18 protein-coding genes and 1 tRNA gene are annotated in these 19910 nt (G+C 50.3%); 9 read left to right on the forward strand and 10 right to left on the reverse strand.

Annotated elements, in window-relative coordinates; all coding sequences use genetic code 11:
- Positions 1–24 precede the first annotated feature (24 nt).
- The 7 genes from ACFOET_RS14085 (at position 25) to ACFOET_RS14115 (ending at position 10297) form a co-directional block, all read left to right on the forward strand.
- Positions 25–3453, forward strand: a complete 3429-nt coding sequence (locus ACFOET_RS14085; RefSeq protein ID WP_379023728.1) for a SusC/RagA family TonB-linked outer membrane protein — start codon at positions 25–27, stop codon at positions 3451–3453.
- A gap of 11 nt (positions 3454–3464) precedes the next feature.
- Positions 3465–5024: a SusD/RagB family nutrient-binding outer membrane lipoprotein gene (locus ACFOET_RS14090; RefSeq protein WP_379023730.1), complete on the forward strand. Its 1560-nt coding sequence runs from the start codon at positions 3465–3467 to the stop codon at positions 5022–5024.
- A 12-nt stretch (positions 5025–5036) separates the two neighbouring features.
- Positions 5037–6572, forward strand: a complete 1536-nt coding sequence (locus ACFOET_RS14095; protein ID WP_379023732.1) for a DUF5689 domain-containing protein — start codon at positions 5037–5039, stop codon at positions 6570–6572.
- Between the two features lie 144 nt (positions 6573–6716).
- Positions 6717–7085, forward strand: coding sequence for a hypothetical protein (locus tag ACFOET_RS14100; RefSeq protein ID WP_379023734.1), 369 nt, complete (start codon positions 6717–6719; stop codon positions 7083–7085).
- Positions 7082–7300, forward strand: a complete 219-nt coding sequence (locus tag ACFOET_RS14105) for a hypothetical protein (RefSeq protein WP_379023735.1) — start codon at positions 7082–7084, stop codon at positions 7298–7300. Before ACFOET_RS14100 ends, ACFOET_RS14105 begins: the two co-directional genes overlap by 4 nt.
- Before the next feature lie 113 nt (positions 7301–7413).
- A complete protein-coding gene (locus tag ACFOET_RS14110) occupies positions 7414–8598 on the forward strand; it encodes a metallophosphoesterase family protein (protein WP_379023737.1) in 1185 nt (394 codons plus the stop codon).
- A 118-nt stretch (positions 8599–8716) separates the two neighbouring features.
- Positions 8717–10297, forward strand: a complete 1581-nt coding sequence (locus tag ACFOET_RS14115; protein WP_379023739.1) for a calcineurin-like phosphoesterase C-terminal domain-containing protein — start codon at positions 8717–8719, stop codon at positions 10295–10297.
- Positions 10298–10361: 64 nt separating this feature from the next.
- Here ACFOET_RS14115 and ACFOET_RS14120 read toward each other — a convergent pair whose 3' ends face one another.
- The 5 genes from ACFOET_RS14120 to ACFOET_RS14140 all read right to left on the reverse strand — a co-directional run bounded on the left by ACFOET_RS14120 (position 10362) and on the right by ACFOET_RS14140 (position 13588).
- Positions 10362–11201, reverse strand: a complete 840-nt coding sequence (locus ACFOET_RS14120) for a universal stress protein (RefSeq protein WP_379023741.1) — start codon at positions 11199–11201, stop codon at positions 10362–10364.
- A gap of 437 nt (positions 11202–11638) precedes the next feature.
- Positions 11639–12001, reverse strand: a complete 363-nt coding sequence (locus tag ACFOET_RS14125) for an Arm DNA-binding domain-containing protein (RefSeq protein ID WP_379023743.1) — start codon at positions 11999–12001, stop codon at positions 11639–11641.
- A 337-nt stretch (positions 12002–12338) separates the two neighbouring features.
- Positions 12339–12410: transfer RNA gene (locus ACFOET_RS14130), tRNA-Glu, on the reverse strand.
- Positions 12411–12523: 113 nt separating this feature from the next.
- Positions 12524–13177 carry a class I SAM-dependent methyltransferase gene (locus ACFOET_RS14135; protein WP_379023745.1) on the reverse strand — a complete coding sequence of 218 codons (654 nt, stop codon included), beginning with the start codon at positions 13175–13177 and terminating at the stop codon, positions 12524–12526.
- A 3-nt stretch (positions 13178–13180) separates the two neighbouring features.
- A complete protein-coding gene (locus ACFOET_RS14140; RefSeq protein WP_379023747.1) occupies positions 13181–13588 on the reverse strand; it encodes a DoxX family protein in 408 nt (135 codons plus the stop codon).
- A 99-nt stretch (positions 13589–13687) separates the two neighbouring features.
- Between ACFOET_RS14140 and metG the strand changes: the two genes are divergently transcribed.
- Positions 13688–15769, forward strand: coding sequence for a methionine--tRNA ligase (metG, locus tag ACFOET_RS14145; RefSeq protein ID WP_379023749.1), 2082 nt, complete (start codon positions 13688–13690; stop codon positions 15767–15769).
- A gap of 13 nt (positions 15770–15782) precedes the next feature.
- Here the strand turns inward: metG and folP are convergent, their stop codons facing one another.
- The 4 genes from folP to ACFOET_RS14165 are packed head-to-tail and all read right to left on the reverse strand — an operon-like array spanning position 15783 to position 18528.
- A complete protein-coding gene (gene folP, locus ACFOET_RS14150) occupies positions 15783–16589 on the reverse strand; it encodes a dihydropteroate synthase (RefSeq protein ID WP_379023751.1) in 807 nt (268 codons plus the stop codon).
- 2 nt (positions 16590–16591) lie between these two features.
- Complete coding sequence (locus ACFOET_RS14155; RefSeq protein WP_379023753.1) at positions 16592–17071, reverse strand: DUF4920 domain-containing protein; 480 nt, start codon at positions 17069–17071, stop codon at positions 16592–16594.
- A gap of 49 nt (positions 17072–17120) precedes the next feature.
- Complete coding sequence (locus ACFOET_RS14160) at positions 17121–17699, reverse strand: L-threonylcarbamoyladenylate synthase (RefSeq protein WP_379023755.1); 579 nt, start codon at positions 17697–17699, stop codon at positions 17121–17123.
- 10 nt (positions 17700–17709) lie between these two features.
- Positions 17710–18528, reverse strand: coding sequence for a 2,3,4,5-tetrahydropyridine-2,6-dicarboxylate N-succinyltransferase (locus tag ACFOET_RS14165; RefSeq protein ID WP_379023757.1), 819 nt, complete (start codon positions 18526–18528; stop codon positions 17710–17712).
- 92 nt (positions 18529–18620) lie between these two features.
- On the opposite strand from ACFOET_RS14165, the gene ACFOET_RS14170 reads away from it, so the two are divergent.
- Positions 18621–19022: an RNA-binding S4 domain-containing protein gene (locus ACFOET_RS14170; RefSeq protein ID WP_379023759.1), complete on the forward strand. Its 402-nt coding sequence runs from the start codon at positions 18621–18623 to the stop codon at positions 19020–19022.
- On the opposite strand, the gene ACFOET_RS14175 is transcribed toward ACFOET_RS14170, so the two are convergent.
- Positions 19019–19789: a hypothetical protein gene (locus tag ACFOET_RS14175; RefSeq protein ID WP_379023761.1), complete on the reverse strand. Its 771-nt coding sequence runs from the start codon at positions 19787–19789 to the stop codon at positions 19019–19021. The two genes, ACFOET_RS14170 and ACFOET_RS14175, sit on opposite strands and share 4 nt — an antisense overlap.
- Positions 19790–19910 lie beyond the last annotated feature (121 nt).

Raw genomic sequence — 19910 nt, forward strand, 5'->3', positions numbered from 1 at the left:
GATAAATGGTTCGTTAAACAGGCAATGAAAATTTCTTCAATTATCGTGCTCAGTGCGCTGTTGGCCGTCCAATTGCTGTCAGCCGAGGAGGCGATAGCACAGTTACTGAAAAAGCAGGTAACCCTTCGTTTAGCAGAAGACAATGCTTGGTCGGCTATTCAACAATTAGAAAAGCAAGCAATACGGTTTGCTTATCACGCCGAAGCCCTTGGCTTAAGCCGCATCAGCGTGGGCGACCAAACATTCGAGGGAACGTCTGTGGAACAGGTGTTGCGCCACATGTTCCATCAAACAGATGTCACCTACACAGAGGCAAATGGGTTCATCATTCTAAACAAAAAGCAACAGCCCGGCCGGATTGTCGGGAAGGTTTTAGACGACGAAGGTAATCCGCTGGGCGATGCAACGGTACGCGTGGTTGAAACAAATCGCAGCGTGATGACGAACGGTGGAGGCAGTTTCACCTTGCCGTTGCAGCCCGGCACGTATACCATCGAGGTAACCCACCTGGCCTTCGAGACCGAACAGCGTAAAGTGACCTTGGAAGCAGGGAGAGACCAGTCGTTAACCATTGCGCTGACGGTAAAGTCCAGTGAGATCAGCGAGGTCGTCGTAACGGCCTTGGGCATTAAACGCGAGGAAAAGGCCCTTGGCTATTCCGCAACGGTGGTAAAAGGTGAAGATCTGACGCAAGCGCTATCCAACAACTGGATGGATGCGTTGTCAGGTAAAGTGGCAGGCGTAAACTTATTGCGCTCGAATGCGGGGCCGGTGGGTGGCACCAAAATTATCCTGCGCGGTGAAAATAACCTGACCGGCGAAAACGAAGCATTGATCGTAGTGGATGGTGTCGTGATCAATAGCGGATCCGGTCGCCGATCGGGGGAAACCGGTGCTGTTTATGGAACGGGTAGTGACAACATGCCGGTCGATTACGGCTCCAACATGGATGACCTCAACCCCGAGGATATTGAAAGTGTAACGGTGCTAAAAGGTCCCGGGGCAGCCGCACTCTATGGACAACGCGCAGCCAATGGTGCCATTATCATTACCACCAAAGCCGGCTCAAGAAAGGGAAAGGGAATCGGCATCACCGTCAATTCCAATGTTGCTTTTGAGAGCGTAAACCGCTGGCCGGATATGCAGTATGAGTATGGGCAGGGGCTCAATGGACAAGCCACGTACTTGTTCGGAAGCGGCTCCGGTACCAGCTCAGCCTACGGGCCAAAGTTTGACGGACAGTATTTCTATCAGTTTGACCCGCTAACGCAAGCCCGTGGCGAAGAACCTACCCTGTGGCGTCCGTATAGGAACATCACCGATTTCTTCGAAACCGGACAAACCTATACCAACACAGTAACCATAGACGGAGGATCGGACAATACGACCGCGCGTTTTTCGGCAACTAATGTCAACAACACCTGGATCACACCGAACACCGGTTTCAAAAGAAATACAGTCGCCATTTCGGTCAACTCAAAAATCACCGACAAATTGACGGTGAGCTCCAAAGTAAACTATGGCAATAGGTGGAGTGACAATTTACCCGGTGCGGGCTATGGCAATCAATCCATCATGTATTGGTTTATCTTCTGGCAACCCAGTGCCGATCTCAACTGGCTGAAAAATTATTGGGTAAACGGAAAGGAAAATCAGGAGATCATGTACCCGTATTCCTCCTACCCGGAAAACCCCTATGCGGTGTCCTATGAGTTTATCAACAGCAACAACCGCCATACCGTTGTCGGAAGTGCGCAAGCGACGTACCAGTTTACCAAAGAATTCAGCGCCCAAGTCCGTGCAACCATCGACCTGGGCACCGAAAGCCGTTTCCAGAACCGTCCATGGGACGCCGGCTCTCGGCTCAGGGAAGGCAGCCACCGTACGCAGGATATCTTTTCAAAAGAAACAAATGCCGACTTTTTGCTGCGGTATGCCAAGCAGATCAATCCGGATTTCGACTTTTCTGCCACCTTGGGAGGAGCCACGATGCAAAACAACTACCGCATCCAACGGCTGGCTTCCGACGGGCTCGAGTTTCCGGCGGTGTTCAACCACAACAACTCCAAATACGGGGTGCAAGCGGTGCAGGGCATCGAGAATATGGAGGTAAACAGCTTTTACTACCTGTTGACGGGCGGCTATAAGGATTTCCTGTTCTTGGATGCAACGGGCCGCATAGACTGGACCAGTACTTTGGCGTCTCCCCAGTTTCCCGATAAGAGGAAGGGATTTTTCTACCCTTCGGTGAATGCTAGCTTCGTGCTATCGGAAGTGGCCGATTTACCTGCATTCATCAGCTTTGCCAAACTAAGGGGCTCTTTTGCCGAAGTAGGGTCGGGCGTGCAGAACCCGTACCGGACCGAATTTTACTATGCGTCTCCCAATAGCTTAATCGGCGGATCGCTGGCCAACCCGACCTCCTTGTCCAACCCCTTGATCGAACCCTTGCGTACCCGCTCCATTGAGTTCGGTACGGATATCCGCATGTTTGCCAACCGCGTGAATGTGGATGTGGCGGTCTACCGGGGCAATTCATACAACCAGCACTTGTACCGCATCGTTGATGCCGCGTCAGGCGCACGGAATCGGTTAACGAACATCGGTGAGGTAAGCAACCAGGGTATCGAAGTGGGCGTAAACACCCAACAGATCGTTAACAAAGGCGGGTTCAACTGGTCATCGATGATCACCTTTACGTCCAATCGGAACCGGATAGAGCAACTGGCCGATTCGTCCATTGTACTGCAACAACGGTCCATTGGCTCCAGCCAGATTGTGGGTAAAGTGGGTGGAAGCATGGGCGACCTGTATGGCATCGGTTATCAGCGTTCGCCCGATGGTCAGGTTATGTATGATGCTGAAACAGGGTTTGCGTTGTTGACTTCGGACGTGGTCTACCTGGGCAATACCATCCCGAAAGGCCGGGCCAGCTTCGGCAATACGTTCACTTATAAGGGGTTGAAGCTCGATGTGCTTTTCGATACCCAATGGGGCGCCGTGGGCCATTCACAGACCAACCATAAAATGTCTGAACAGGGAAAGCTAACACAGACCTTGCCGGGTCGTTACAGCGGTATCATCGGGAATGGTGTGGTGCAAAATCCGGACGGCACCTTCCGTAAAAACGATGTAATTGCCACCGACATCGATAATTACTACCGCTCACATTGGGGCTCTAACCAGGGTGAAGGAAATACCTTTCCCACGGACTTCATCAAATTCAGGGAAGCTCGGCTGGATTATACCTTGAACAGCAGGCTGACTTCTCGCCTGCGCTTGCAACGGGCCACCTTAGGCGTATATGGCAGGAACCTTTTCATCTGGTCAAAGTGGCCGGCCTTCGATCCGGAATTTGGTACACTGGATGGATCGGACATCGTGAAAGGGTTTGAAATTGCACAATTCCCATCGACAAGGAGCTACGGTGTTAACTTGGTTGTTGGATTTTAATGAACAGGGACATGAATATAAAACGAATATTTTTAACTGCCGTGATTGCGCTGTTTGTGCTGCAATCATGTGACAGGGGGTTTGAGGAGCTGAATACCGATCCGACAAAAACCACTGAGGCGTATCCGCACCAGTTTATGGCGAATGCGCTGATGAAAACGATGGAGTATAACATGCTCCGGAACCGCAACTTCACGAATGAATTGATGCAGGTAACCGTTGCCATTAATGACGGCGATGGACGGGTGTTCCGTTATGATTTCCGTCGCAATTGGGCCGACTACCTTTGGAACGGGCATTATACAAACCTGTCGAACTACAAGGACATGTATATCAAAGCGCTGGAACCCGTGAATTTCAGCCAGGCTTACCAAGCGGTTTCACTGATCTGCCAATCGTGGACCTATTCCATACTTACCGACACGTATGGAGATGTTCCCTATTCAGAATCCAACCTCGGGCGCGATTCGCTTATCCTGGAGCCGAAATTCGATCTGCAAAGGGATATCTATGTCGATATGATCGCGAAACTGGATTCGGCGAATACGCTGTTGCGTACCTCGCCTGGTAGCGAGACGATTCTGGCAACTGCCGATCCGGTGTTCGGCGGCGATAAGGCAAAATGGCGGAAATTCGGCAATTCGCTGATGCTGCGCCTGATTTTGCGGATAGCCCATAAGCCTGAAATGGCAGCTTACGTAGATAAGCTGAAGGACATGTTGGGTGCCAATGCTTCGCTGTACCCGATCATGACCAGCAATGACGATTCGGCCATCTTACGTTGGACAGGAGAGGGAGCTTATGTTTCGCCACTCGCCTCGGTGCGTGTGCAGGACTTCAGAGGCGTTTCCCTTGCTTCATTTTTCATTGATTTCCTACGCGATTCCAATGATCCGCGGATTGATATTGCCTTGTACAATTCGCTGTACGGCACCTCAGGGTCATCCAACAATCGCTGGGGCGTTGCTCCCATTGCCGGAAACTATGTAGGCATCCCTTCGGGGTATGCGCCCAATACAGGCGAGTATACCAGGCAGTCGTATTTCTATGCTGCCGACCATGCTGCCGCGGTCAGTCTGCAAAGAGAGCCTCTGACAGGCATGATGATGAATTTTGCCGAAGTTGAATTTATCAAAGCGGAGTTGGCGCTAAAGGGAATCATTTCCGGTGATCCGAAGACCTATTTCTATTCGGGAGCGGAGAACAGTATTACGCTGTGGATGCCCGGTTGGACCAAGCCAGTCCAACAACATTTGGCTGACGCCGATATCGACTGGTATGACGACGAGACATTTGAGCAGAAAATGGAGAAAATACACAGGCAAAAGTACTATGCACTGTTCCTGGTGGATATGCAGCAATGGTTTGAATACCGCCGGACGGGATATCCGCGTTTGCCCAAGCCCGAAGACTATGGGGTGCCCAACGGACTGCGGAACAACGGCGAGATGCCCGCGCGGTTGTACTATCCCGTGTATGTGCAGTCATCCAACCCGACGAACTACCGCATCGCCGTAGAACAGCAAGGCCCGGATGAGATCAACACAAAAGTTTGGTGGCAAAAACCTTAAAAGGAAGGAAAGATGAAATCTACGATTAATAAGCTATTGACACTGTTCGCCGCATCCGTAACGCTGGCGGGTTGTTACAAGACGGAACTGAACTATCCCGGTGGCGTGGTCAGTCCGTACATTGCCATTTACGACGTCAGAAATTTATACAAGGGCGCACCATTAACCTTGGATCAGAACAAGCTTGGGGGCTCTGCCAAAATTGCCTGTGTGGTCGTCTCTGATCACCGTGCAGGCAACCTGCCTCAGGGGTTACTGATCGTGCAAAACAAGCCCCGCTTGGACTTTCTCAGGGGACTCGCCGTTTCCATAGGCGATGCGGCCGGCAACTATTTGCCGGGCGACTCGCTGGTGATTGACTTAGTGGGTAGCCGGATGGAGCGCGTTGATGGTATATTGCAAGTTACCAACATCACGACCGATAAGATCGAAAAAGTGGATTCCGGTAAGCCGGTGCCGGTGTCGCGGGTAAACATTGATCAGATACTCGCAAACCCGGGCGACTATGAAAGCACCCTGCTCGCTATTGTAAAAGGCGGATTCTTGTATGAACCACAGCCCGGCCAGGTATTGGAAGGCGAGCAGCAGGTTACCGATGGTTTTGGTGTTTTGGATGTGGTTACAGCGTCTGAATCTTCTTTAGCCGGCTTGCCACAGTACAAGATGGCCAATTATTACGGAATTATTTTCAGCAAGGAGGAAGAGGGACAGCTGATCCCTTACCACAAATTGCGGTCGGAAGACGATTTGGTAGAATTGACGTCCGTATACAAAACGCCGCGCATCATCATATCCGGCTGGATCAACGATCCGGCAGGGACAGATGCTAACTACGAGTATATCCAGTTTCTGGCTACGGAAGATATCGATTTTTCCGAAACACCGTTCTCAGTAGTTACCACCAACAACGCCAATGCCGCGGCACCAACCGGCTTTCCGGTAAATGGTTGGGCAACGGGGCAGGTGCGTACTTACAAATTCAATATTACGTCTGGCCGTGCTGAAAAAGGTACGTTTTTTTATGTGGGGGGGACAAGGAAGATGATAAACGGCCCCAATTCAACCAGTATTGCAGATGCTAACTGGGTGACAGCGCATCCATACAACACCCAAGACGGGCATGATTTTGGATCGGCGACCACCAACTTGCTGGCCAACTCAGGCAATGCCTACGGAGTAGCTGTGTTTGAAGGCACGACTGTTACCCGTGAATCCATACCGGAAGATGTAATGTTCGCTGCTACCGGCGGTTCGCTAGTGGGTAACGGCTACGGCTACAGGATCTGCAACAACGATTACTACGATATCATCAACCCGCTTTCGGCTACGCTGGTAGAGCAGCCATTTTATCGTTCGGGAACAAACCTGAGTGCCATGGCTCATAATACGCCTGCAAATGTCGGGTTTTTCAACATCTTTGGCGGTGAGTTTGACCTGCGTTTGGGAAGGTGGACCAAAGCCCGTTCTCAGCACGCCCGTCTGCTCACAAAGGAGTCTGCGCTGGAGGAGATTGAAGATCCTGAAATGGTGACCCAATTGGTGGATTGATGATCCTTTAACAGCATTGATAACACTAAATTTACATTTTGGCTTTGTCTCCTGGAATAAACCAACGTTCAGGAGACAAAGTTTTTAACAAAATCATAACATATTGTACCTGATTTGATTGCATTGCTTCGTTAACTTAGCAATGTGGAAAACCTCATTGATCGAGAATTGATTGCCCGTATTCGCGGTTCGGATGAAGAAGCGTTTTACCAATTCTGCAACCGTCACTGGAAATCCGTATACGTACCGATTTTGATGGAAACAGGCAGAAAGGACGAGGCGTTTGAAAGGGTGAAGGGGTTATTTGCCGGGATCTGGGACAGGCGGAGACAGTTGCCCGAACTGACAACAACGGTTGAGCAATATATCATTGCTAATGGACTTGCCAAACAGCCGAAGGACGGTTTGGCTTGGACTATGGTGATGCTCATCGATGAAGTGGCGTCATTCCTGAAAAAAATGTCCGGCTCATTAGGCGTACTTTTGACTGACAAACGTTTAAAATACAAATGACAAATCGGACGGAGCGGAACGGTAAGGGCGTGGTAAACACGACAAGCCCGGATAACAGAGAAGAGCTAAAGATGGGGCACCGGCTGCTTGTCGGCCTTCGGTACCATATCCAGGCGCAAGACCTGCTGACGGCCCGAAAAACCAAGCAACGTGCCGTGACATGGATTGCAGTCGTCGTTTCTGTACTGACCATGATCCTGGCAATAACACGGTGACGAGCGTGTCATGGACGGCGCCCGCCGGAACGATTCAATCCGGTTCATCAGATTTGAAGGCAGCTTATTTATTCGTTAACGCGGGTTTAATATATCCATGTTAATTTTGTGATATGAGGAACACACGACAAACAGGACCGGTTTTTTTGAAAAATATCCTGGATGATTCGTATCTGTTTAAGCCACTGCCCTGCCCAACAGGGATGGCGCCGTACCGGTTGCCTATCAGCAATGTAATCGGGGATGCCGCTTGGTTTCTAAACGAACGGATGCGCTTTCATATGATTGGCGATACGGGCAGCTTGCGCCATTCGGTGTTCCAGCCGCTCGTCGCCTCGGCACTGGCCCAGCAGGCCAAAGCTGGATACCCGGCGGGGGAGCGGCCGGCTTTCCTGTATCACCTGGGTGATGTCGTTTATAATCATGGCGAGGCCAGCGAATACCACAAGCAATTCCTTGGGCCGTATGAGGATTATCCGGCACCCATATTTGCCATCGCCGGTAACCATGACGGGGATATCAATCCGAACAGCGAGCTGGTGTACCAGAGCCTGGATGCATTTATGGATGTGTTTTGCGACACCTACCAACGGCGGATTCCGTTTGGCAATGGTAGTAAGCGGCTGAGTATGGTACAGCCCCATGTATATTGGACACTCGAGACACCGCTTGCGCGATTTATCGGGTTGTATGGCAATGTGACGAAACATGGGGTGATAGACGCCGAGCAGCGTGAATGGTTTATTGAGGAACTACGGTATGCCGATACGTGGCGGCCCGGCCAGGCCGTTATTGTCTGTGTGCACCACGCGCCATACTCCGCTGATACCAACCACGGCTCCAGTCCAGCGATCATTACTTTTCTTGAGCATGCGTTTGAGACTGCGGGTGTGAAACCTGATATTGTCTTCAGCGGACATGTACATAATTACCAACGGTTTTCCAAGGCATACGAAGATGGTACGGTGGTACCTTATGTTGTAGCCGGCGCAGGAGGATATGCTGATTTACATCCGGTAGCCTCGGTCGGTGATTCCGAGGTGGACAACATCAACGCCGCCCATCAGGTGCACTTGGACAACTTTTGTGACGACCGCTACGGTTTCCTCAGCATAGCGATCGAGAAGAAAGCGGAAGGGCTGGAGCTGGTCGGTGAATATTACACGCTTGCTCAGGACGTGCTACGGCGGCCGCAAACGGAACCGGCACTGTTCGACCGATTTGTGGTGCCATTGCGGCGTCCGGCGGAAGCTTTGGAGAATACGGATTGTCTTGGTCAGCAATGGCAACACGGATGATGGGAAGCTCCCAGAATTGCTGGCTGCGGCTGAACTTAATAATAACGTTGCAAATTTTTAACAATTAATTGGATAAATGGCTGTTTATTTGCCTGTCAGAAACAAAACAAAGATCGATTTGAAAAAGCTAATTTTTATTGTCTCAATGCTGGCATTCGGCCAGGCGCTGTATGCCCAGTCGACGGTCAAGGGGTATGTGTATCATGATGCTAACGGCAATGGTAAGCGTGATCGACGGGAACAAGGCGTCGCTGGCGTTTCGGTCAGTAACGGTGTGCAGGTAGTGGCCACGGATCAGAAAGGGCACTATGAATTGCCAGTGGGGGATGATAATATCATTTTCGTTATCAAACCGGCTGGTTATGGAGTACCTATAAACGATAACAATCAACCTCAGTTTTACTACATTCATAAACCCAACGGGTCTCCGGCATTGAAGTATGGAGGCGTGGCACCGACGGGGCCGCTGCCGAAGTCGGTGGATTTTGCGTTGATTCAGCAAGAAGAACCTGTTACATTTTCTGCGCTGATATTTGGCGATCCGCAAGCATACAACGAGCAGGAAATCGATTATTTCTCCAAAGGCGTGGTGGCCGAGGTAGCGGGGATAAAGGACGTTGCTTTCGGACTGAGCTTGGGCGATTTGGTAGGAGATCATTTGGTGTTGCATAGCCCTTATGTAAAGGCCGTGGCCGAGGTCGGAATTCCCTGGTATAACCTGATGGGCAACCACGATATGGATTTCGATGTGCTGGCAGATTCCCTGTCCGATGAAACATATGAGGCTACGTTCGGTCCGGCCAATTATGCGTTTAACTATGGCGATGCACACTTTATTGTGCTGGACGACATTCTCTATCCCGATCCGCGCGACGGCAAGGGATATTGGGGGGGCTTCCGCAAAGATCAGCTGGATTTTGTGGAAAATAATTTGAAGCATGTAGATAAAGATAAATTGATCGTTTTAGCATTCCACATACCTTTGCTGCACGAAAATGAAGGTGCTTTCCGTAATGCCGATAGGCAACGGCTGTTTGACTTGCTGAAGGACTATTCAAATACCTTATCGCTGTCAGCCCACACGCATTTGCAGCGCCAGAACTTCTATGGCGAAGCAGACGGCTGGCGGCAGGCGAAACCCCATCATGAATATAATGCGGGCACTACATCGGGTGACTGGTATTCGGGTGAATTGAACGAAGATGGGGTGCCCATGTCGACGATGCGCGACGGCACACCCAAAGGCTACGCCTTCCTTCGAATAAATGGCAATAAGTATGTGATAGACTACAAGGTGGCTGGTGAGCCCAACGACATGCAGATCAAATTATTCCATCCAAAGGTGATTGCGCGGGGACGTCGCTCACAGGCCGGCATTTTTGCTAATTTCTTCATGGGGCATGAAGGCAATACCGTAGAATACCGGATCGGGGATGGCAAATGGCGGCCGATGACTTATACGGAAGCCCCAGATCCGGAATTTGTACGGCTGCTCTACCGTTGGGACACTGCCGATGAGTTGATGCCCGGTAGGCGCCCCTCCAATGCGGTAAACAGTACGCACCTGTGGCGTGGAAATATTCCCACAGACCTGCCCGTTGGCGAGCACCGTATCGAAGTGCGCGCAACGGATATGTTTGGCCGGACATTTACGCAGCAGAGCACCTACCGGCTTGCCGAGCCCGTTGCAAACCAATGACCACTTAGATAACGATTAACAACTTATTCCACCCGCAAGCCTGATGGCAGCGGGTGTTTTTTATTTACTCCATTTCCTTTAGCAGCAGTAATGGAACGCTAGACGCTTTGATTAGCTGTTTGCTGACACTCCGGTGAAACAACCGCTCGAAAAATCCATACGACTTGGGGATGGTGATGATCAGCCCTGCATGCTGGCCTTCCGCAAAATTTTCTATTTCCTCAGCTACATCATCGCTTTCTGCGTAATGATATGCGGGCCGTAATCCATCCAAAAGACCGTATAATTCGTGCTGTTCGGCGATGATATCGGATTTGAGGTGTTTTCCTTCGGTTGTCACATTCAGCACGAGCAATTCAGCCTGCAGACGTTGGAGCCACAAGTCGATTTGGCCCACTGGAGTATTGTGCGACGCACGCTTAAGATCGCAGGCAAAGACGATCTTTTTGATGGGTTCGAAGCGGGCGTTTCTTGGCACAACCAGCAGTGGCACCATACACTCCGCTGCCAGGTTTACGGTGTTGGTTCCCACTAGCACCCGTTCGAAATTGCTTTTTCCCGTTGTGCCTACGACTACTAGGTCCGCTCGTCGTTGTTCGGCAAGCATATTGACGCCTGTTAGCAGCGGCAGATCATTGGTCACCAACTCAATACCTACATCAGCTTGCTCGCCAAGCACGAGGTGGAGCTCCCGCTCGGCCATTTCAAGTTCGTGCAAGCTCCCTTTGTAAGCCAGGTCCGTATCCTGATTGACGACAGGAATTTCTGTGCTGACGGGGATATTGTAATTGGAATGGTAGAGGATAATATGGCTAATTCCGAGGGGTTTGACTAGCGCTGCCGCATATTTCGCTGCGTTCCGGGACGATTCCGAGAAATCTGTGGTAATGATGATTGTTTGCATAGTTTCGTGTGGATGGTTTCCTTTAAAATAAATAACGCAGTAATAGCGTAATGGTTTGAGTCGGTTCGCTCCCGATGTCAACGGCGGATAATAGGCCACGGCGAAGTCGGAAAAAGTCGTAGCGGTGGCAAGAAGCAATCTGAATTTTTTACTTTCGCGGGCGTAACGTTTTCCGCTGAAGGCTCAAGGAATGGGGGGTAGACACGGTCCGTTTTAGATGAAACGCGAGGAACTGCAGGCGAACGCAAGTTTACGGCGGGTCGTGCATAAAAGACCAGGGTCGGCACATGTCACGGGCCAACTGGATTTTTACCTGCAATAAAGCCTCATCACTTTGACTGCCGTTATTTAGGTGTTTCCCCGCAAAGGCTGCCTTGGCTGTCAGGACAACCAAGGCAAAAGGATTATCGGATGCCAAAAGACTGCCATTGTCCTGTTCAGCAATTTTGTATGTGTTGAACCTGTATTGGATATTTCCGGTTGTGTTCGGTAAACGTTTCCATCAAAAACCGCCGCTGCACGTCTTTGCCAAGGTACTTTAGTTTCAGCGTTTCGGCAGTGATTTCCGCGCCGTCCTTTACGAGTTGCAGGTGGGCATCGGCCATCTTTCGCTCCATCGTGTCGAGGTAGGCGTTCAGGCCACGGATATCCTCTTTGGTACCTTTTGCACGATTGGCCTTGGCATTCCAGCGTACGGGGTCGCATTCGCGGCCAGTGGACATTTCCTTGGGTTCACCGGCCACGGTGATACGCATGTAGATGGGTTTGGCACCACCCGCATAGTTTTTCGGCTTCTTCAAGTAGAAGAGCAAGGAATAATTTGTACTCCTGATAATACATCATTTATGGTTAACAAACCGAGCCGCCATAGCGGCGAGCTCTGCATCGCCACTGAAAAACAGTTTTCAGTGATGCAAATTAGCCTTGCAGCCTTGCGTGGTCAAGATGTTCAATAGTTTAACACGTTGTCTTACAGCTCTTACAACGTTTTCGGTGAGTAAAGGTATGCGAGGAATTGACTCACTGAATTACTCACTGTTTCTATGCGAATAATTGAATGAATCAGGATGTTGTAAAAAACAAAAAGCCCGCAAACGTTTTATTGCAGGCTTTTGTATGTTTTGATTTCAAGATGTGTAGCCCGTAGGGGAATCGAACCCCTGTTTTGAGAATGAAAATCTCACGTCCTAACCCCTAGACGAACGGGCCATTTTGATGTTCCGAAAACATACTCTTTTGTTTTTTCGGTCTGCAAAGATAGAAGTAATTCCATTCACTCCAAAGATTTCGGTGAAAAATTTTTAGCGCACTGCTATATTTCGCTATGTAGCAGTGATAAATATTTCTTCGCGCATCATCTCCTGTTTTGAGGCACCAACGATCTTGTGCTCTCTGACCACGGTACCGGTAAGTACAAAGCCGTTTGCTAACAGGAGTTCCTCTGCTTCTTCGGGGGCATATAGCGTAAAGCCATAAGCGGAAAAAGGAAGCGTTTCCATAAACCGTTTGCTGGCGATCGCAAGACAAAAAATACCGCTTGGCTTTAATACCCGCCGGATCTCCATCAGCTGCAAGGCAGGGTTTTTCCAGAAATACAGCGTGTTGACCGTAAATATCTTGTGAAAGGTGTTGTCGGAAAAGGGGAGATAAAGACCGTCTGTAAGTTTGAAAACAGCCTGTCCATTGCTAACGTATGGCTTATTGATCTTCTGTGCTGCCGCTACCATGGTTTCTGAAATATCTACCCCTGTATAACGGACGTTTGCCCCTTTTAATAACACATATTCCGCGAAACGCCCATTGCCGGGGCCGATTTCCAATATGCTGTCCCCGTCTTCGCAATCCAACAGGTCGATAGCGTGCCGGGTCATGTCGGCATTGCTGGTATTCATGTGCTCAGCGGTTGTAATGCCGTCTTCGCCCTCGGGCTTGGCCAGCTGCGCTGCCGCGGCCCGGAAGTCTATTGGGTTATTCATGGGTTATCGTTTGTCTACACTGTATTTGCCGGGGCCGACGAAGGCCAGTCCAAGAAAGACGACACCGACTTCTATGGCATGGGATGCACCCATCAGCCCATCGCCCTTATCAAGGTGGAAAAGGGCGGCGATAAGCATGGTAAATGCCAGTATCAGCGCCGTGGGCCGGAAAAATAGACCGATGAGAAAAAGAAATCCACCTATGGTTTCGGCTAAGGCAGCCAGCAAGCCCCATATCAAAGGTTGAAAGGTAATGCCTATGGCACTCATAGCTCCCCCTACGCCTGCCCAGCGATCGGGGCCGCCCAAGAGCTTTGGATAGCCATGCATAATGAACATGATCCCCAGCCCGATTCGGATCAGTAATAGTCCGGTGTTTTTGAATTTGCTCAATGATGATAGTGTTGCCATATCACGCAAAATTGAGTTATCTTTGCCCAAACTTGCAAGTATAAGGATTCATTTTTGTGTAAAATTGACGCCGATACCTGCTGACTAAATTAGAATAAATTGAGTAGTAAAGCTTTACCTTTCAAACGATATACGGTTACCTCGGCGTTGCCTTATGCCAATGGGCCGCTGCATATCGGGCACCTCGCGGGCGCCTACATACCGGCTGATATTTACGTGCGCTTTCTGCGCCTTAATGGGAAAGACGTAGTATATGTGTGCGGTTCGGATGAGCATGGTGCGGCCATCACCATCAAGGCGAAGAAGGAGGGAACGACACCGCAGGAAATTATCGATAAATATCATGCGCAAATCAAAGCGAGTTTCGAGCAGTTCGGGATTTCGTTCGATATTTATCATCGTACTTCCGAGCGGATTCACCATGAGCTTTCACAGGAGTTTTTTCTGAACCTGCACGACAAAGGCGAGTTTATTGAGCAAGTGACCGAACAATTTTACGATGAGGAATATCACCAGTTTCTGGCAGACCGCTACATTACCGGGACCTGCCCGAACTGCAAAAGCGAAGGAGCTTACGGCGATCAGTGCGAGAAATGCGGTACGTCGCTGAATCCGACCGACCTGATAAACCCGATTTCTACATTGAGTGGCAAGCCGCCGGTGCTGCGCGAAACCAGGCATTGGTACCTGCCCTTGGATAAATACCAGCCTTGGCTGGAACAATGGCTACTGGACGGGAAGAAGGATGTGCTTAAGCCTAACGTATACGGACAGTGCCGGTCATGGTTGAAATCGGGGTTACAGCCGCGTTCGATGACGCGGGATCTGGACTGGGGCGTGGATGTGCCGTTGGAAGAGGCTGAAGGCAAGAAGCTGTATGTGTGGTTGGATGCGCCTATCGGCTATATCTCTGCCACAAAACAATGGGCGTTAAATACGGGCAACGACTGGGAGAAGTATTGGAAAAAGCAGGCCGACCCGGCGGATGATGCATGCTTGATTCATTTCATCGGCAAAGACAACATCGTATTTCACTGCATTACCTTCCCGAGCATCCTCCATGCACATGGCGAGTATGTGCTGCCGGAGAATGTGCCGGCCAACGAATTTCTTAATCTGGAAGGGGATAAGCTGTCCACTTCACGCAATCATGCTGTATGGTTGCACGAATACCTGAACGAATTTCCGGAAAAGCAGGACGAGCTCCGCTTTGTGCTGACATCCATCTTGCCAGAAACGGCCGACAGTGAATTTACCTGGAAGGATTTTCAGGCGCGCATCAATAACGAGCTGGTGGCAATTTTAGGCAACTTCGTAAATCGGGTGCTGGTACTCTCGCATAAGTATTTCGATGGAAAGGTGGCGGCAGGGTCGGAGTTGACGGATACTGATCGTTTTATTTTCAGTGAACTGGTGCGTTACCCCAAGCATATCGCGGGGTCGATTACGCAATTCCGCTTCCGTGAGGCGCTGGTGCAGTTTATGAATGTGGCACGCTTGGGCAACAAGTATTTAGCCGATGCTGAACCGTGGAAACTCATCAAGACGGACGAAGAACGGGTAAAATCGGTATTGAACGTAAGCTTGCAGCTGACAGTTAACTTAGCGGTGATGGCACAACCCTTCCTCCCGCGTACGGCGCAAAAGATGTTTGAGATGCTCAATTTTGATGGACGCGATTGGAGCCTCGCCGGAGGAGAAAACCTGCTTCCGCCTGGGCACCAGTTGGGCGAGGCGCAATTACTTTTTGAAAAAATCACGGATGCTCAGGTGGATATGCAGTTGGCTAAGCTCTCCCAGTCGAAAGCGACGGCGAGTACCCAGGCAGCTGCCAAACCGATGGCCGAGGCTAAAGGAAATGTGAGCTTCGAAGCGTTTGCCAAGATGGATATTCGCGCTGGAAAGATATTGGCGGCTGAAAAGGTGACTAAAACCAAGAAGTTGCTGAAACTGACCATTGATACAGGCATCGATAAGCGTACGGTGGTGTCTGGCATTGCCGAATTTTTCGCCCCGGAAGAGATTGTGGGCAGACAGGTATCAATACTGGCCAATCTCGAACCACGTGAAATTAAGGGGATAACCTCACAGGGTATGATCTTGATGGCCGAAGATGCCGACGGGCGATTGGATTTTGTGGCACCGCAAACGGCCGTGCAGCCAGGCAGCGTTATCCGTTGAAGCCGCAATCCGTTTATTGGAGCAGGGTAATGGCCTCTTTGGCGGCCCTGACGTCATGGACACGGAGAAGCTTTACGCCCTTAATCAGCAACACGGTGTTGAGCACGGTGGTGCCGTTGAGGGCATCTGTTGGACCGAGTCCCAATTTTTTATAAATCATCGATTTGCGGGATATCCCGCCGAGGATGGGCAATCCGTGCAAATGCAGCTCGTCAAGACGGCGGAGCAGTTCGTAATTCTGTTTCAGGGTTTTTGCGAATCCGAAGCCTGGGTCAAGGATAATATCTTTTACGCCGAGGGCGCGCAAAGCGGCTATCTGTTTCCCGAAGAACAGGTTGATCTCCTGCACGACATCGGTATAATCCGTCAACTGCTGCATAGTATCGGGTGTGCCACGCATGTGCATGAGGATGTATGGCACCTGCAATTCGGCAATGGTTGCAAACATGCCGTAATCCAGCGTTCCGCCTGAAATATCGTTGATGAGGTGTGCCCCTGCAGCGATGCTAGCCCGGGCCACGTCGGCACGGAAGGTGTCTATGGATATGATGGCTTCAGGGAAATTAACTCGGCAGGCTTCGATGACGGGAATAAGGCGGTCCTGCTCTTCGGAGGGGCTGACCTGTGCAGCGCCCGGCCGCGAAGAATAGGCGCCTATATCCAACATGTCGGCGCCCTCCTCAAGTAGCTTTTCAGCCCGCAGCACAGCAGCGTCTACCGTGTTGTACCGGCCACCGTCGAAAAATGAGTCTGGAGTGATGTTTAAAATGCCCATCACTTTCGGGATGGATAGGTCGAGGAGTCTGCCGCCGGCGTTCATCTTCAATTCACCACCACCACACCATCGGCCACGATGTTGATGTCTGTCTTTGGCTCGGTGATTTTAGCGATCTCTGCGGCATTCTTGCCTGCGTCTTCTGCAAAGTGCTGCAGCTGAGCGACAGAAACTTCTTCGATTTTGGCCTGTCCTTCGAGTACCACGGTCTTACCGACAATATCCTGCGGCATAAAAAAACCATAATCCTTGAACCGTACAAGAATAGGGGCGCCGTCCCCTTCCCGCGACACGCGGATAAAGCAGCCTTTCTTCTTGCATACCTCTACGACCTTGCCGGTTACCTTGCCTGTATAAACGGAATCATCCGCCAATCTTGCTTCCAATTCGTGTACAGTGATGGCGCCGTCTTTGCTGACAGTTTTGCCGTAGTGTGCACCTGACCGGGCGGGCGGGATGTTGTCCTGAGCTTGCAATGTGGATGCAGCGCATACAGACACGATGAATATAATGATCAGTCGTTTCATGAGGTTGTTTATTTCCCAGACAAAAATAATGATAAATGTTGATAATAAACTACTTCCGGATGAATGAAAACTTTCCTCCGGATTCGAGCTTCATCACAATGGATGCCTGTCTTTCAGTTAGGTCGTCTTGTCCGTATTGGACCACATAATCCACCCCACCGATGATTTCCGGAGCGATTTCACCGAAGTTGCGCGGAGCTGGCTGTCCGCTTACGTTGGCCGATGTGGATACGATAGGCTTTCGGAAGCGTTGCAACAGACGGGTACAGAAGGTGTGGTTTACGATACGTATGCCGACACTTCCATCTTCAGCCAGCAGGTTTGGGGCCAAATTTTTGGCGTCGGAATAGACAATGGTAAGTGGGCGTTCGGTATATTCAATAAGCTGGTAGGCTACCTCCGGCACGTCGCTTACGTAGCTTTGCAGTTTATTATCGGTGTCGAGCAGTACAATGAGGCTCTTACCTTGTGCACGGCCTTTCAAACGGAATACCGCATCCACCGCTTCCGCGTTTGTCGCATCGCAGCCAATGCCCCATATGGTGTCAGTGGGGTATAAGATAAGGCCTCCGGCACGGAGGGTGTCGAGGGCCTTTTCGATATCCGATGACTGAGGGTTGTGGTGCATTCCTGCCTGGTTAAACCGCTACGTTGTGTTCCCGCAGGGCTTCGTTGAGCGACGTTTTCTTGTCGGTCGATTCTTTGCGCTTGCCGATAATCAGCGCGCAGGGCACTTGGTATTCTCCTGCTGGAAATTTCTTAGTATACGAGCCCGGTATTACTACCGACCGGGAGGGTACTACGCCTTTGTATTCAACAGGTTCGGGGCCGCTCACATCGATGATCTTGGTCGAGCCCGTAAGCACCACATTGGCGCCGAGCACAGCATCTGCTTCTACATGCACGCCTTCCACGACAATAGCACGCGATCCCACAAACACATTGTCTTCGATGACTACAGGAGCCGCCTGGACGGGTTCTAATACTCCACCGATGCCTACGCCTCCGCTGAGGTGCACATGTTTGCCGATCTGTGCGCATGATCCCACGGTGGCCCAGGTGTCGACCATGGTACCCTCATCTACATACGCGCCGATATTGACATATGAAGGCATCATGATGACTCCTTTAGCCAGATAGGCCCCATAGCGCGCGATTCCGTGTGGTACAACGCGTACCCCCAGTTCCTTATAATTGGTTTTTAGTTTCATTTTGTCGTGGAAGACAAACGGGCCGGTTTCGACAACTTCCATCTGTCGGATAGGGAAATACAAGATAACAGCCTTCTTAATCCAATCGTTTACATGCCAACGCGAGGCTATAGGTTCGGCCACTCGCAACCTTCCCTGATCTAGCTGTTGGATAACGGTCTCAATGGCTTCCTGATATTCCTTGTATTCTAAAAATTGCCGGTTTTCCCAGGCATCTTCGATGAGTTTCTGCAATTTCTTAATCATGTTGACTGGCGTAATAAAGTTATAGCCGCAAAGAAAATAAATTCTGCCGACATCCGCCGGGTTAACGGGCGTAAAAATCATAACTTTGCAGCATGGCTGCCGATAACGAAAAATTACGCGTAGACAAATACCTTTGGGCCATCCGGGTTTTTAAAACCCGGAGTCTGGCAACCGAGGCCTGCAAGGCGGGTCGGGTGAAATTGAATGGGCAGAGCCTTAAACCTTCTGCCATGGTGAAGATGGGAGACACCTATCATATCCAGAAAGGGGCCGAAAAGAAGGTCGTAAAAGTGACTGGCCTACTCGATAAACGGGTAGATGCTAAAACGGCAATTAGCTTCTATGAAGATCTGACTCCGCCTGAGGAGACTTATGGGCACAAGACGATACATCACGCTTCGGTACTCAAGCGAGACAGGGGGACCGGAAGGCCTACCAAAAAGGAGCGCCGGGAAATCGACGGCTTGCAAAATGACTGGTGGGAGAAGGACTAAGGTTTAATGAACTTTTGTTCTTCGATGTTGACCAATGCGGCTGCGATTGGATAAGTAATGCTCGTGCTTGCGTCACTTCCCGTGAAACGAGTAGGCAAAACCAAGCCACCGCCGATGTCTTTGAACCCGCTTATCGTAAAATGGTTTGTGTTATTGCTTGCCCGCCATCGCTTTGCTTGGCCCGTTTGCAAGTCAACGTATAACTGGCCCTCCACAGGCGTTTCGAAACTTGTTTTTGGGTTCTTGATATTAATTACGACTAAGCGCTGTGTGCCCACCAATTTTTCCCCGGTGACGGTGTAAGAGGCCTGGCCGCCGCACAATGCTGTGGGGAGAAATAACAAATAAGCATCTTTTTCAAACTCATCGGATACCTCGGCGATAACGTCTGCCGTGGTCCGTGGGTTGTCAAGCTTAACCCCGTTGATGTACACGGTCCCTTCTGCCGTTTTGGTGTTGAATAACACGATAGCGGCTTCATCATCCGTTGTAATCCCTTCGAAACGGCAACTCCCTGTTTTTTTGTCCCACAGATATTTACGTTCCCCCTGGGCAAAGGATTCATCTTCCCGCCCCACACAACTGAACATGAAGTAGCGTGCGTCCTCCCAATTTTTCTTTCCACCGATGGCGTCCCAAAGTTTTGTTTCGATGTCTGAATCAGAAACTTGGCCCTGAACGATGGCTGCGAAGGCGAGTAATGCAGTGAATAGGTTTAGTATAAATTTGACGAAATTGTGCATCATCTCTGTAATTCTACTTTTCAAATAGCTTTAGTAGCCACTATATTGAAAGCGCTAATATATGAATGATCGCAATACGGTGTCTATTATTGAATGATAGTAACAATTATCGCATTCGTTTGGTTTTTGGATAGGTGTTGTAGGC

Origin of the sequence: Parapedobacter deserti, assembly GCF_042646065.1 — a bacterium.
GTDB lineage: Bacteria > Bacteroidota > Bacteroidia > Sphingobacteriales > Sphingobacteriaceae > Parapedobacter > Parapedobacter deserti.